Genomic DNA, 14,335 nt, shown 5'->3' on the forward strand with positions numbered 1-14,335 from the left:
TCCCCTCGGGATTGCGATGATGCCAGCGGGACGCGGGCCCGCGCCATGGGGCGGTCCGTACGCGCGGGTCGCTACCCGGTGACCCGGGCGATCAGGAGCGCGATGTCGTCGTTGCCCGGAGTGGTCCGCAGGGCGTGGTCCACGAGCGTGTCGGCAAGCGCGTCCAGACTCTGGTCGCCGGCCGGGACGAGGTAGCGCAGGAGGTCGGTGGTGCTGCGCTCGATGTCGACCCCCGGGGCCTCGACCAGCCCGTCCGTGTACATGACCAGCACCGTTCCCGCCGAGAGCGGGATGCGCGTCATGGGGTACTCGCCGTCCGGGGCGACTCCGAGCAGGAGACCGGGCGGCATGGGCAAGACCTCGGCGCGCCCGTCGGGATGCCGGATCAGGGGCGGCGGGTGCCCGGCCGTGGCCAGCCGCGCGCGGTGGCGGGTCAGGTCGAGATGGGCGTACAGGCAGCTGGTGAACAGCCCCGCGTTGAGGTCGGTCAGGAGCCGGTTGGTGCGGGTGAGGGTCCTGCTCGGTGAGGTGTGGGCCGTGGCGTGGGCGTGGACGGCCGTGCGGACCTGCCCCATGAGGGCCGCGGCCTGCACATTGTGCCCCTGGACGTCACCGATGGCGAGGGCGGCGCAGGTGCTGCCGCAGTGGATGAGGTCGTAGAAGTCCCCGCCCGTGTCCTGGCCGTGGCCGGACGGACGGTAGCGTGCGGCGATCTCCAGGCCGGGGACCTCGGGGAGGTCCTGGGGGAGCAGGCCCGTCTGCAGCGTACGGGCGAGGTGGCGCGTGGCGTCGTACAGGTGGGCGCGGTCCAGCGCCTGGGCGATGAGCCCGGCCAGTGAGGTGAGGATGGCGCGTTCCCCCAGGGGGAAGGGGCGGGCGCGGTCGTAGGACAGGGTGAGGAGGCCGATGGGCCGGCCGGAGGCGATCAGCGGGAGGAAGGCCCAGGCGTCCCGGTCGCCGTAGCGCGGGGCCTCTGGGTAAGCGCGCTGGAAGTCGCCGAAGCTGGTGAAGAACCGGGGCGTCCCGGTGGCCAGGGCCTGGGTGGGCGGGGTGGCCGCACTGAGCGGGACGCCCTCGAAGCGGGCCATGAACTCGGTTGTGTAGCCCCGGTGGGCGGCGACGTGCAGGCGGCCTTCCTCGGCCGTCAGCAGGGCCAGTCCCTCGGCCTCGAAGGCGGGGACGAGCTGGTCCGCGACCTGGTCCACGACGTCCCTGACCCCGACGGCCTCGCTCAAGGTCGCTGCCAGATGCATCAGTTGGTAGAGGGTGGACGCGCCCATCGGCCCCTGGCCGCGCGGCGGTGCCGCCCTCTCCTCCATCGCCTTCGCCTCGGTGACCGGTGCGACCCGGACGCTGATGCCGTTGGACGCGGGGTAGAAGTGGAAGGACAGCCGCCGGTCCGGGGGCCGCCAGGCGATGAACGCGGTGGGCTGGCGGCTGATCACGGCGGCCCGGTAGCGGTCCTCGAACGTGGGGTCGTCCAGCCACGGCAGCCGCTCCCAGGGGCGGGCACCGAGCAGGTCGGAGGTCCGCTCGCCCAGGAGTTCGGCGGCGGCGCTGTTGAGGAAGGTGATCCTGCCCTCCAGGTCCAGCGACGCGCATCCGGTCGGCAGGCGCTCGGCGAAGTCGTAGGCCGCGAGCGCTTCGGCGGGGTCCGGTGTGCTGGTGCGGACGGCCGGCAGCACCATCGGCTCGACACCGGGCAGCAGCGGTTCCCCGCGCCGCGCGGCCTGCTCCAGCAGCCGGCCTGCCCGGCGGCAGAAGGTGGCGATCGTCTCGCGCTCGCCGGCACTCAACTGGGGCGGGTGCCAGATGGGCCACACCATGCAGATCGCGCCCCACACCCCCTCCTCGGTGGTGAGCGGTGCGGCCGCGAGGAGGATGTCGTACGGGACCATCAGCCCCACCCGGGGGAAGCGGCGGGCCAGCTCGGTCGGGCTGTTCACCCACACCAGGCGCCGCTCGCGCACCGCCTCCGCAACCGGCGCCGCGTCCGCCAGGCCCACCCGCACCCAGGGGGCGGCGATCCGCCGGGACGTTCCCGACAGGGCCAGCAGCTGCAGTACCCGCTCCCCCGGCGGCAGGACGTAGAGCATGCCCACCGAGGCGTCGAGATCCCGCCCCAGGCGGCCGAAGAGCCCGACGAGGGGCCCCATGCCCGTGGTGGTCCGTACGTCGTCGCGGTGCACCGGGCTCACCCCCGGGCCCCACGTCGCCGCGGCTGCCCGGGCTGCCACGCCGCCCGGCCACAGCGCCTGTCACCCATAAACGGACCATACGTCCGGGAGAGGGTTACGGCACCCACACGGCCGGGATAAAAAATGGATGTCCATTCATTATGATGGCCGGCATGCAGAACACACCCAGCCGCACCGCGCAGCACGTCGCGCTCTTCCGGGCCCTGGAGTCCGTACGCCGGGGGCCTCGCCTGTTCACCGATCCCTACGCCGCGTCGTCCCTCGGCCACGGCTACCGCCTGGCCGTGGCGCTCGCCCGGCGCTCGGGGCTGGCCAACGCCCTCGAACGCCGGATAGACCGGCGCTGGCCCGCCGGTCCCCGCGCGTCGGCCGTGGTCCGCACCCGGCTGATCGACGACCTGGTGCGGGACGCCCTCGCCCACGACGCCCGCCAGCTGGTGCTCCTCGGCGCGGGGTACGACAGCCGCGCCTTCCGCCTCGACGCGGCGCGATCCGCCACCGTTTTCGAGGTCGACCACCCGGCGACCCAGGCGGTCAAACGCACGCTCGTCACCACCTGGTCCGAGGCCGGCCGCCCCCACGGCGACCACCGCTTCGTGCCCGCCGACCTGATGCGGCAGGACCTGGGCGAGGCCCTGCGCCGGGCCGGCCTGCGCGACGAACCCGCGGTCGTGGTGTGGGAGGGCGTGACGAACTACCTCGACGAGCCCTCCGTGCACACCACGCTCACCGCACTCGCCGCCACGACCGCACCCGGGAGCAGGATCGTCTTCACGTACATGGACCGGCGCGCCCTCGACGGCACGGGCGGCTTCGCCGGAGTCGAGGCGTGGGCGGCCAGCGTGCGCGCGGCGGGCGAACCGTTCACCTTCGGATTCGTCCCCGGCGAACTCCCCGGCTACCTCGCGGCCCGCGGCCTCGCCCTCACCCTGGACCTCTCGGCACGGGACGCCGCGGAACGCTACCTCGAACCACTGGGGCGCCACGAGCCGGCCGCGCCCTTCTACCGGATCGCCCAGGCGGAGGTGAAGTGATGCCCAAGGTCAGCGAGGAACACCTCCGGAACCGGCGTGCCGACATCCTCGACGCCGCCGCCCGCTGCTTCTCCCGTGCGGGCTTCCACCGCACCACCATCCAGGACATCGCGAAGGAGTCCGGTTTCAGCGCGGGCCTGATCTACCGTTACTTCGCCGACAAGGACGCCATGGTCGTCGCCATCTCCGACCAGTGGCACGAACGCCAGACCCGGCAGCTCCACTTGGACGACCCCGGCGACCGCACGCCCGACACCCTCGGCCGCGTCGCCTCCGGCTACCTCGACCTCCTGCGCTCGCTCGCCGGCCCGGCCGAACGGGAGCGCGTGCAACTCGGTGTCCAGATCTGGGCGGAGGCGCTGCGCTCCCCCGAGGTCCTCTCCGTGGCACGCCAGGGCGTGGACCTCCCCCGCGAGGTCATCACCGGCCTCGTCCACGCCGCACAGGAACGCGGCGACCTGCCGGCGGCCCTGCCGGCCGACGGGCTCGCCCGCGTCTTCATCGCCGTGTACCAGGGCCTGGCGCTGCAGACCGCCTGGGACCCCGAACTCGACAACGCGGCCTGCGTGGAAGCGGTCCAGGCACTCCTGGACGTCCTGACGGGACGGTGACCGCGAGCGCGGTCCGCAGCGTGTGCCCGGGAAGCCGATCATGCATCCCGTACGATCCGCCCATGCATGCTTTGAGACGATTTCGGATGCATGGGGGTCTCCACGGGCGGCGCGACCCGGTGCTCCTGTCTCCCGTCGCCCTCACGGTGGTGATCGGCCTCCTCGCGGTGTTCACCCCGCAGGACGTCCCCTTCTCCCGGCTGCTTCCGGCGGCGCCGGCGCTCGCCGCGTCCGTCTGGTCGGTCAGGGCGACCTTCACCCTCGGGGTCATCTGCCTGCTCCCGGTCATCGGCTTCGCCCTCGCCTTCTCCGACGTCTCGGCCTTCTACACCGCGGGCGCGATCGTCGCCGTCAGTCTCGCCGCCGCCTACGCCAGCCATCTGCGCCTCCAGCGCGAGCACACCCTCGCCCAGGTCCGGGCCGTCGCCGACGCCACCCAGGAAGTCCTGCTGCGCCCCGTGCCGGCCCGCGTCCGGAACCTGGAGATCGCGACCCTCTACCTCGCGGCGGCGCCGCAGGCCCGCATCGGCGGGGACTTCTACGCCGTGGCGGACACCGAACACGGCCTGCGCATCATCCTCGGGGACGTCCGCGGCAAGGGCCTGCCCGCGGTCGGCGTCTCGGCCGCCGTCCTCGGCTCCTTCTACGAAGCCGCCCACGACGCCCCCGACCTGTGCCGCCTCGCGCACCGGCTGGACACCTCCGTCACGCGCTACAACGTCGACGTGCCCGCCCCCGACGGCGCGGAGCGCTTCGCCACGGCCGTCCTCGTCGAGATCCCGCCCACCGGTTCCCGGGCCTCCGTGCTCAGCTGCGGACACCCCCCGCCCCTGCTGCTCCACCGGGGCGACACCCGGAGCGTCGAATCCGCCGCCCCGTCACCCCCCATCAACCTCGCCGCTCTCGTCGGCTCCGACTACCACGTCGAACACGTCCCCTTCACCCCCGGCGACCTGCTGCTCCTCTACACCGACGGCGTCACGGAATCCCGCGACGACAAGGGCGCCTTCTTCCCCCTCACCACCTGGACCCGCGACACGGACACCACCTCACCCCCCGCGCTCCTCGACCTGCTCCACCGCGCCCTCCTCCGCCACAGCGGCGGCAACCTCAACGACGACATCGCCTGCGTCGCCATCCGCAACGCCCCGCTCCGGATGCCCCCGACCGGCTGAGGGAAATAAGGAATTCCGGCCCGGCGCACGGAGATTCGATCCCGGATTCTCCCCTCCCGTAATATTTGACATGCCGGTGCCCGCAACAAATGGCCAAGGCAGTAATGCCCGTAACGTCCCGTCACGGGAAATTGCCGGACAACGGCCCGACGCCCTCCGGGGCGTGAGCCGGACATCGGGGGATGCGTGGGGCAACAGGGCTGATGGGGCGACCTGTCACACCTGGGGCCCATACATGCATGGCGCCTCTCCGGATTCCGGACACATCTGCGGCGGGTGCACCGGAGAATGCAAATCGGCGGCTTCTTTGCGTCTTTTCAGCGTTGACATGGACACAAGATCTCTCCACTAATGGACTCCCGGCGATCGCGGACGTTCGCCCGCCGAGCCTTCACGCGTCGGCGTTTCATGTGATGACTGGGGAGTCGGACGTTGCGCGTACCACACATATCCGGTCCACCACTCCGGCGGCCGGTGTCGACCGTGCTGGCGGTGCTCGGCGCGGCCGCCATGGCCGTCATGGGGGTGCAGACGCCGTCGCAGGCCGCGGCGCCCACCGCCGCCGCGGCGAAGGGCGACGTGCCCTTCGAGGCCGCCTGCGGTACCCCCAAGAGGGGTGAGGCCACCTGCTACGCCCTGCGCCGCACCGATGTCACCGCGGCCAAGGGCCTGCGGACCGCGGCGGCGCCGGGCGGGTTCGGGCCGGCCGACCTGCGTTCGGCGTACAACCTCCCCGAAGGCGGCGGCGCGGGGCAGACCGTCGCCATCGTGGACGCCTTCGACGACCCGACGGCGGAGGCGGACCTGGCGGTCTACCGCGCCCAGTACGGCCTGCCGGCCTGCACCACGGACAACGGCTGCTTCCGGAAGGTCGACCAGCGCGGCGGCACCGACTACCCGCAACCCGACCCGGGTTGGGCCGGGGAGATCTCCCTCGACCTCGACATGGTCTCCGCGGTCGCACCCGACGCGCACATCCTGCTCGTCGAGGCCGACAGCCCCGCCTTCGACGACCTGGGCGCCGCTGTGGACCGGGCGGTCGCGATGGGTGCCAAGTTCGTCTCCAACTCCTACGGTACGGACTACCGCTTCGGCAGCGGCGAGGACCCCTCCGGGACTGTGGGCCTGGACGTCCACTACAACCACCCCGGCGTCGCGATGGTCGCCTCCTCCGGCGACTACGGGTACGGCGTGTCCTACCCGGCCGCCTCGCCGTACGTGACCGCGGTGGGCGGCACCTCGCTGACCGCCGACGGCGGCACGGACCGCGGCTGGTCCGAGTCCGCCTGGGACGGCGCCGGTTCGGGATGCTCGCTCTACGAGCCCAAGCCCGCCTTCCAGACGGACACCGGCTGCGCGAACCGTTCCGTCGCCGACGTCTCCGCCGTGGCCGACCCCGCCACACCGGTCGCCGTGTACCAGACCTACGGCGGCAGCGGCTGGGGGCAGTTCGGCGGCACCAGCGCCGGATCGCCCATCATCGCCGCGGTCTACGCCAGTGCCGGCGCGCCCGTCGCAGGCACGTACCCCAACTCCTACCCGTACGCCGCGGGCGGGGGCCTCCACGACGTGACCGCCGGCAGCAACGGCTCCTGCGCCCCGGCCTACCTGTGCACGGGCACGGCCGGCTACGACGGCCCGACCGGTCTGGGCACCCCCGACGGCCTGCGTGCCTTCCGCACCGGCCCGCACGGGGCGCTGTCCGGCACCGTCACCGACCGGGCGACCGGCAAGCCCCTCGCGGGCGCCACGATCAGCGCGGGGAGCGGCAATGTCACGCACAGCGGCGCCGACGGCCGCTACACGATCGGCCTCCCGGTGGACACCTACGACGTCACCGTCGACGCGTACGGCTACGCCACCGGCACCGCCGAGGACGTCGCCGTCACCGAAAACGGCTCCCTGACACGGGACTTCGCGCTGAACCCGGTCCCCAGCCAGACCGTCTCCGGCAAGGTCGCGGACGGCTCCGGCCACGGCTGGCCGCTGTACGCCAGGATCACCGTGGACGGTGTCCCCGGCGGCCCGGTGTGGACCGACCCGGCCACCGGTGCCTTCACCCTCTCCCTCCCCCAGGGACACGGCTACACGCTGCGCGCCGAGGCGGCACTGCCCGGATACACCCCCGCCACCACCTCGATCACCGTCGCCGAAGCTCCGCAGTCGCTGAGGCTCTCGCTGCCGGCCGATCCCTGGAAGGCGACCGCGCCCGGCTACGCCGTGCATCTGTCCGGCGCGACCGAGCACTTCGCCTCCACCGACGCGGCCCCGGAGGGCTGGCGCGTCGTCAACGCGGACGGCACCGCGGGCGGCTGGACCTTCGACGACCCGGGAGGGCGCGGCAACCAGACCGGCGGTGAGGGGGCGTTCGCCGTCGCCGACAACCCCACGATCGGCTCGCCGTACGACACGCAGCTGATCAGCCCGTCCTTCGACCTGTCCGGCGCCTCCGATCCGGAACTCGCCTTCGACGCGATGTACTGGGTCTCCGACAGCAAGGCGATCTCGGTCGACGCCAGTTCCGACGACGGTGCGACGTGGAAGTCCCTGTGGACCGCGCCGGCGGGCTTCACGGAGCATGCGAGGGCCGAGATCCCGCTGACCGGATTCGCCGGCGAGCGGGACGTCCGGGTGCGCTTCCACTTCGTCACGCAGTTCGCCTGGTGGTGGGGCGTCGACGACGTGTTCGTCGGCGAACGCGACTACGCGGCCACCCCCGGTGGCCTCGTGACCGGCACGGTTTCCGACGCCAACACCGGCGAGGGCCTGGTCGGTTCCGAGGTCGCCGTCAAGGACGTGCCCGGGGCTCGTACGACCACTGTCGCCACGCCCGAGGACCCCGCGCTCGGTGACGGGCTCTACCTGATGTTCTCGCCCGCTCTCGGCAAGCACGAGGTGGGCGCGGCCAGTCCCCGCTACACGGAGCTGACCAAGACCGTCGGCATCGCGGCCGACAGCGCGGTCTCCGCCTCCTACAAGCTGAAGGCCGGGCAACTGACCGTGACCCCGGCCTCCGTGACCGCCGGCGTCGGCTGGGGCGGTTCGGCCACGCGGAACCTGACGGTCAGGAACACCGGCGGGGCGCCCGTCACCGTGGCGGTGGGCGAACGGGCCGGCGGCTTCCGGCCCCAGGCCCTCGGCGGCGGCGCTCCCCTCCAGACCGTCAAGGGGCACTTCTCCCCGCACGCGAGCAAGACCGGCCGGGCCCCGTCGGGTGCGAGGCAGGCCGCCGCGCCTTCGGGCGACGCCTGGCAGTCCGCCCCCGAGCTCCCCGAGACGGTCCTCGGCAACGTGGTCGGCGCCTATCAGGGCAAGATCTACTCGGCCTTCGGCTGGACCGGTTTCGACGTCACCAACGCGATGTACGTCCTCGACCCCGTCGTCGGCAGCTGGAGCCAGGTGACCGGCGCGGCGGACGGCCGCGAGGCGCCCTCGGGCCAGTTCGTCGACGGCAAGTTCTACGCCGTCGGCGGCTGGCTCCCGGACAACACCACCGACCCCAAGCTGGAGATCTACGACCCCGTCACCGACCGCTGGAGCACCGGGGCCCCGGCACCGGCCGCCTACGCGGGCCAGGGCAACGCGGCGGTCGACGGCAAGCTCTACACGGTCGGCGGCTGCGACGAACGCTGCGGCACCGTCGAGTCGTACGCCTACGACCCTGACACCGACTCCTGGACCCGCATCGCCGACTACCCGGAGAGGGTCGCCTGGGAGTCCTGCGGCGGCGTGAACGGCAAGCTGTACTGCGCCGGCGGCAACGCCGACTCCCTCGGCGAGAGCAAGCACGCCTACGTCTACGACCCGGCGGCCGACACCTGGTCGGCGCTGCCCGACCTGCCGATCCCGCTGTGGAGTTCCTCGTCCACCGCGGCGAACGACCGGCTCCTGATCTCCAGCGGCATCAGCCACGAGGCCATCACCAACCAGGGCTTCGCCTACGATCCGCAGGCGGGGGCCTGGACCGCGCTGCCCAACGCCAATGTGGCGACCTACCGGGGCGGCGCCGCCCTCGGCCTCTACAAGGTCGGCGGCGGAAGCGAGCCGTACACCCCGAGCCGCGCCGTGGAACTGCTGCCCGGGTACGACCAGGGCGGCTCGACCGACGTCACGTGGCTGAGCACGAGCACGCAGCACTTCACGCTGCAGCCGGGGGCGAGCACGACCGTCACCGTCGCACTGGACGCCTCGGTGCCCGGGATCACGCAGCCGGGTGACTTCGCGGCACAACTGGCGCTGGACAACGACACCCCGTACGGGATGCGGAAGGTCGCGGTGTCCCTGCACGTCGACCCGCCGAAGACCTGGGGCAAGATCACCGGAACCGTCCGGGGCGTCCAGAGCGACGGCACGACCAGGCCGCTGGCCGGTGCGACGGTCGAGATCGACAGCTGGGCGGCGAGCTACTCCCTGAGGACGGCCGCCGACGGCACGTACTCCCTGTGGCTCGACTCCCGGAACAACCCGCTCGGTGTCATCGTCGCCAAGGACGGCTACCGGCCGGTCGCGACCACCGTGAAGGTCAAGAAGGGGGCGACCGTCACCGGCGACTTCACGCTCAAGAAGCAGTAACCGCCGCTCGGCGGGAGGCAACACGGGGCGGGCCGGTCCTCCGGGACCGGCCCGCCCTTCCCCGTGCCCCGCGCCCGGGGTCCCGCCGGCTCAGGCGGCCACGGCGGCCAGCTTCGACGGGTTCATCGACCACAGCAGCCGGTCGATGCCGTCCGGGGTGACGCGCAGCGACAGGACGGCGAACACGGCCCCCTCGTGGGAGAGACGGACCGCGGGCAGGCCGTTGATCTCGGCCGGTTCCACCGTGACACCGGTCCAGAAGCGCTCGGAGAAGGCGTGGTAGTACTTCGCCACACGCTGACGGCCCACGACGGGGAACTTCGACGCCCGGACGACGCCTCCGCCGTCGGAGTACGAGATGACGTCCGCCGCGAACAGCTTCTCCAGCGCGGTGATGTTCCCCGACTGCGCGGCCGCGACGAACGCCGTCAGGAACCGGCGGTGCTCGGCCGTCGCCACCCGCGCGCGCTTCTCGGTGGCGAGGTGCTTGCGCGCCCGGCTCACCAACTGCCGCGCGTTGGCCTGCGTCTGGTCGATGATCTCCGCGATCTGCTGGTACGGGTAGTCGAACGCCTCGCGCAGCACATAGGCCGCGCGCTCGGTCGGTGTGAGCCTCTCCAGCAACATGAGGACCGCGACTTCCAGCGCCTCCCCGTTGACCGCCCCCAGCGCGGGGTCGCTCTCGGTGTCGACCGGCTCCGGCAGCCACGGGCCGACGTAGGTCTCGCGGCGCACCCTGGCCGACTGCAGCACGTTGATCGCGAGCCGGGTCACGGTGGTCGCGAGGAACGCCTGCGCGTTCTTCACCTTCGAACGGTCGTAGGTCTGCCAGCGGATCCAGGCCTCCTGGATGACGTCCTCCGCCTCGCTGGCGCTGCCGAGGATCCGATAGGCGATACCGAACATGGTGCCGCGGGCGTCACGGAAGGCCTCCTCCGCCTCCTGGAGAGTGTCAGAGCCTTCCGCTGGTGTGTTCTTCGACGGCATTCCTTGCCTGTTCTCCCTGCTCGGCAAGGTGCCACCGAGGGCCGGTGGCAGCTCACCGATCCGTACGGATCCCTGCCGCGTACCGCGCCGGGCCGCCTCAGGCCCGGGACAGCCAGTCGGTGTAGTGCGTGGGGGCGACGCGGGCACCCTCCCGGGCGGTGAGGGCGTCGCCGCGGACGACGGCGAACATGCCGGCGGTGTCGTCGGGCACGACGGAACGCCCGTCGCCCTTGGCGGCGATGGCCATCCGGCCGATCTCGGCGAGGGGGTAGACGTCGGGGCCGACGACGTTGACGACACCGCCGAGCGGACTGCCGACGGCGACGTCGGCGACGGCGGTGGCGACGTCCGCGGCGGCGATCGGCTGGATCGGCGTCTCCGGCAGCCGGACGGTGTCGCCGTCGGTCGTCCACGACATGGTCGCCTCCATGAACTCCATGAACTGCGTGGCACGCACGATGGAGAACGGCACGGAGCCGGCCTTGAGGATCTCCTCCTGGAGCACCTTGGCCCGGTAGTAGTCCAGGTCGGGCACCCGGTCCACACCGACGATGGACAGGATGACGAAGTGGCCGACGCCGGCCTGCTCGCTCGCGCCGACGAGGTTGTCCATCGACGTCCGGAAGAAGGCCGCCGAGGCCTCGTCGAAGGTCGGCGAGTTCGTCAGGTTGACCACGACGTCGGCGCCGGTCACCGCCTCGTCGACGCCCTTGCCGGTCAGGAGGTCCACCCCCGTCGACAGGGAGTGCGGGACCGCTTCGTGACCTGCGCCGTTGAGCTTCTCGACGACCTGCGACCCGATCAGCCCGGTGCCACCGACGACCGCGACCTTCATGGCACGACCCATCTTTCGATAGTTATGTCCGTTATGCCCCTACGGCACCGAAGTTACCCCCGGGGAAGTCGGCCCGCCCGGGCAGCATGCGTTGAACTATTCAGGACGTTACATATCCTGGATGTTCGATGTCAAAAATACATGCGCCGCCGTCCGCGCCTCCCGCGGGGTGACCGCCGCGCCGCCGGAGCGCGGGTCAGCTCCCGGCGGGACGCGGCGCCCTCAGGTGGGTCCGCTGCGCCAGTTCCTCCGGCTCGACCAGCGTGAGCATCGGGCGGCCCGGCTCGCAGAGCATGGTCACGACGAACCGGGTCCGCGCGTCCGTGAGGGCGTTGCCGTCCTGGTAGTGGATCACGTCCCCGCCCGGCTCCCAGAAGGTCTCACCGGCCCTGACGACGCGTTCCGGCTCGCCTTCCAGTTCGAAGCGCACCGCGCCCTCGATCACGTACCCGAAGGCCGGGCCCGTGTGGCGGTGCGGCGGGGTCCCCGGGTCCCCGGGCGGCCACTCGACCAGGATGGTCATCCCCGAGGCCCCTTCCGGGATGTGGGGCGGCGTGACGTCCTGGAGCATCGTGATCGCTGTCCGCCACGTCCCGGACTGCGGCTGCTCGCCGACCGTGCCCGCTACTTCCTTGTCCGACATTGCGCTGCACCTCCGTAGACCGGCCCGGAAATCGGCCGAATGACGTCGGACCGCCCGCCCGTCGAGCGGGAGCGCCGGCGGCCGCCTTCCGCGGTGGCCGTACTCGTCCGTCCCAGGCTTGCATGACTCCTGCAGAGGTACGACCGGGGACAAACCGCTTTTGTGACAGGCCCCGGCGAGAAACCCGCTCCGCGGCGGCGCGACGTGTCACACACCGCGGTCGCACCCGGTCTGTCGTGCGTCGGGGGGCTCGGACATGCCTTTCGACGCGACGTTGTGCCACACACAGAGGGGATGGTCTGCATGTCGTACCCGAAGCAGGTGTACTTGGGTGAGGGCGGCGAGGTCAGCGCACGCTTCCGTCCGGAGAGCACGGGACCGGACCTCGGCGAGGCGGGCAAGGACGCCTTCCACTACCTGGCGACCACGGCCACGACACGGGGCGAGTTCGGGCTCTACCGGGTCGAGATGAGTCCGCGGGCCGGCGGCCCCAAGACGCATTTCCACCGGTCCATCTCGGAGTCGTTCTTCATCCTGGACGGGACCGTGCGCCTGTTCAACGGCGAGAAGTGGGTCGAGGCCCGGCAGGGCGACTTCCTGCACGTGCCGCAGGGCGGGCTGCACGCGTACCGCAACGACTCCGACGCGCCGGCCCAGATGCTGCTGCTCTTCGCACCGGGCGCACCGCGTGAGAAGTACTTCGAGGGGCTGTCCCACCTGGCCCACGCCACGGACGAGGAGCGCGCCCGGTTCCTCGACGAGCACGACTCGTACTTCGTGGAGTAACCGGGCCCGTCCCGCCGGCGGACGGGCGTTCGGCTCCCGTCCCCGGCGGGCCGGCCGACGGCGCGCGGTGCCGCCCGTACGTCATCGCGCGTCCCCCCCACCGCCGGTGGTATGACCGGGGTGGCGCGCGGCGCGCACCACGCGGCACATGAGATTCCGAGATTCCCGAGATGAGGCACATCGTGTCCCCTGACAACACTTTCGTGGTCGTCGGCGGCGGCCTCGCCGCCGGCAAGGCGGTGGAGGCCTTGCGGCAGCACGGCCACGACGGCCGGCTCGTGGTCGTCGCCGACGAGCAGGAGAAGCCCTACATCCGGCCGCCGCTCTCCAAGGGCTACCTGCTCGGCAAGGAGGCACGCGACTCCCTCTACGTGCACCCCGACGGCTGGTACGCGGAACACGACGTCGAACTGCTCCTGGGCACCACGGCGCGCGCGCTCGACCCGGCGGCCCGGGAGGTGGAGCTCGACGGCGGACGGCGCCTGCCGTACACCAAGCTGCTGCTGGCCACCGGCTCGTCCCCGCGCCGCCTGACGGTTCCCGGAGCCGAGCAGGACAACGTGCTCTACCTGCGCCGCGTGGGTGACAGCGACCGGCTCAAGGCCGCGTTCACCCCGGGGGCCAGGATCGTCGTCATCGGCGCGGGGTGGATCGGCATGGAGACCGCGGCGGCGGCCCGGCTGGCCGGCGCGGAGGTGACGGTGGTGGAGCACTCGGAGCTGCCGCTGCTCAAGGTCCTGGGCCGTGAGGCCGCGGAGGTGTTCGCCGCGCTCCACACCGAGCACGGCGTGGTGCTGCACCCCGACGCGCAGGTGGAGCGCATCACCGGCACGGACGGCCGTGCCGACGGCGTCCGGCTCGCCGACGGCACCCACCTGCCCGCCGACGCGGTGGTCGTCGGTGTCGGCGCCGCGCCCAACGTCCGGCTCGCCGAGGAGGCCGGGCTGGACGTGCGGAACGGTGTCGTCACCGACGCGCACCTGCGGACCTCGGTGCCCGACGTGTACGCCGCGGGCGACGTCGCCAACGCGCACCACCCGTTCCTCGACCGCCACATCCGCGTCGAGCACTGGGCCAACGCGCTGAACCAGCCGGACACCGCCGCGCAGGGCATGCTCGGCAAGGACGCCGTCTACGACCGGCTGCCGTACTTCTACACCGACCAGTACGACCTCGGCATGGAGTACACCGGCTGGACCGAGCCCGGCGGCTACGACCGCGTCGTCTTCCGGGGGGACCGCGCCGCGCGGGAGTTCATCGCCTTCTGGATGTCCGGGAACCGGGTGCTGGCGGGCATGAACGTCAACGTGTGGGACGTGGTCGAGCCGATCAAGGCCCTGATCACCTCTCGCGCCGACGTCGACGCCGCGCGCCTGGCCGACCCGGACGTCCCCCTGGACAGCGTCGCTCCCTGACGTCCGCCACGTGGGCGGGGGACGGCAGCGGCCGTCCCCCGCCCACCGCGCTGCCGGCGGCGACGCCGTGTCACACCTG

10 protein-coding genes are annotated in these 14,335 nt (G+C 72.2%); 6 read left to right on the forward strand and 4 right to left on the reverse strand.

What is annotated here, in order from left to right:
- Positions 1 to 71: 71 nt before the first annotated feature.
- On the reverse strand, positions 72 to 2,198 hold the full coding sequence (locus ACIP64_RS04795) for a SpoIIE family protein phosphatase (RefSeq protein ID WP_401581853.1): 2,127 nt from the start codon (positions 2,196 to 2,198) through the stop codon (positions 72 to 74).
- Positions 2,199 to 2,350: 152 nt separating this feature from the next.
- Here ACIP64_RS04795 and ACIP64_RS04800 point away from each other — a divergent pair, with 152 nt between their 5' ends.
- From ACIP64_RS04800 to ACIP64_RS04815, 4 genes are all read left to right on the forward strand, one after another.
- Positions 2,351 to 3,232, forward strand: a complete 882-nt coding sequence (locus ACIP64_RS04800) for a class I SAM-dependent methyltransferase (protein WP_401581856.1) — start codon at positions 2,351 to 2,353, stop codon at positions 3,230 to 3,232.
- A complete protein-coding gene (locus ACIP64_RS04805) occupies positions 3,232 to 3,843 on the forward strand; it encodes a TetR/AcrR family transcriptional regulator (RefSeq protein ID WP_401581859.1) in 612 nt (203 codons plus the stop codon). The genes ACIP64_RS04800 and ACIP64_RS04805 overlap by 1 nt, the downstream gene beginning before the upstream one ends.
- Before the next feature lie 119 nt (positions 3,844 to 3,962).
- Complete coding sequence (locus ACIP64_RS04810; RefSeq protein WP_401581862.1) at positions 3,963 to 5,018, forward strand: PP2C family protein-serine/threonine phosphatase; 1,056 nt, start codon at positions 3,963 to 3,965, stop codon at positions 5,016 to 5,018.
- A gap of 474 nt (positions 5,019 to 5,492) precedes the next feature.
- The gene (locus tag ACIP64_RS04815; RefSeq protein ID WP_401581864.1) at positions 5,493 to 9,590 is read left to right on the forward strand and encodes a carboxypeptidase regulatory-like domain-containing protein; all 4,098 of its coding nucleotides are present in this window, start codon (positions 5,493 to 5,495) and stop codon (positions 9,588 to 9,590) included.
- Between the two features lie 90 nt (positions 9,591 to 9,680).
- Here ACIP64_RS04815 and ACIP64_RS04820 read toward each other — a convergent pair whose 3' ends face one another.
- The 3 genes from ACIP64_RS04820 to ACIP64_RS04830 form a co-directional block, all read right to left on the reverse strand.
- Positions 9,681 to 10,577, reverse strand: coding sequence for an RNA polymerase sigma-70 factor (locus ACIP64_RS04820; RefSeq protein ID WP_401581866.1), 897 nt, complete (start codon positions 10,575 to 10,577; stop codon positions 9,681 to 9,683).
- Positions 10,578 to 10,674: 97 nt separating this feature from the next.
- Positions 10,675 to 11,412, reverse strand: a complete 738-nt coding sequence (locus ACIP64_RS04825) for an SDR family oxidoreductase (RefSeq protein ID WP_401582386.1) — start codon at positions 11,410 to 11,412, stop codon at positions 10,675 to 10,677.
- Positions 11,413 to 11,608: 196 nt separating this feature from the next.
- Positions 11,609 to 12,055 carry a cupin domain-containing protein gene (locus ACIP64_RS04830; protein WP_401581869.1) on the reverse strand — a complete coding sequence of 149 codons (447 nt, stop codon included), beginning with the start codon at positions 12,053 to 12,055 and terminating at the stop codon, positions 11,609 to 11,611.
- A 303-nt stretch (positions 12,056 to 12,358) separates the two neighbouring features.
- On the opposite strand from ACIP64_RS04830, the gene ACIP64_RS04835 reads away from it, so the two are divergent.
- On the forward strand, positions 12,359 to 12,841 hold the full coding sequence (locus ACIP64_RS04835; RefSeq protein WP_401581872.1) for a cupin domain-containing protein: 483 nt from the start codon (positions 12,359 to 12,361) through the stop codon (positions 12,839 to 12,841).
- 182 nt (positions 12,842 to 13,023) lie between these two features.
- On the forward strand, positions 13,024 to 14,256 hold the full coding sequence (locus ACIP64_RS04840) for an NAD(P)/FAD-dependent oxidoreductase (RefSeq protein WP_401581875.1): 1,233 nt from the start codon (positions 13,024 to 13,026) through the stop codon (positions 14,254 to 14,256).
- Positions 14,257 to 14,335 lie beyond the last annotated feature (79 nt).

It is taken from the genome of Streptomyces sp. NPDC088733 (assembly GCF_044751185.1).
Classification (GTDB): Bacteria; Actinomycetota; Actinomycetes; order Streptomycetales; family Streptomycetaceae; genus Actinacidiphila.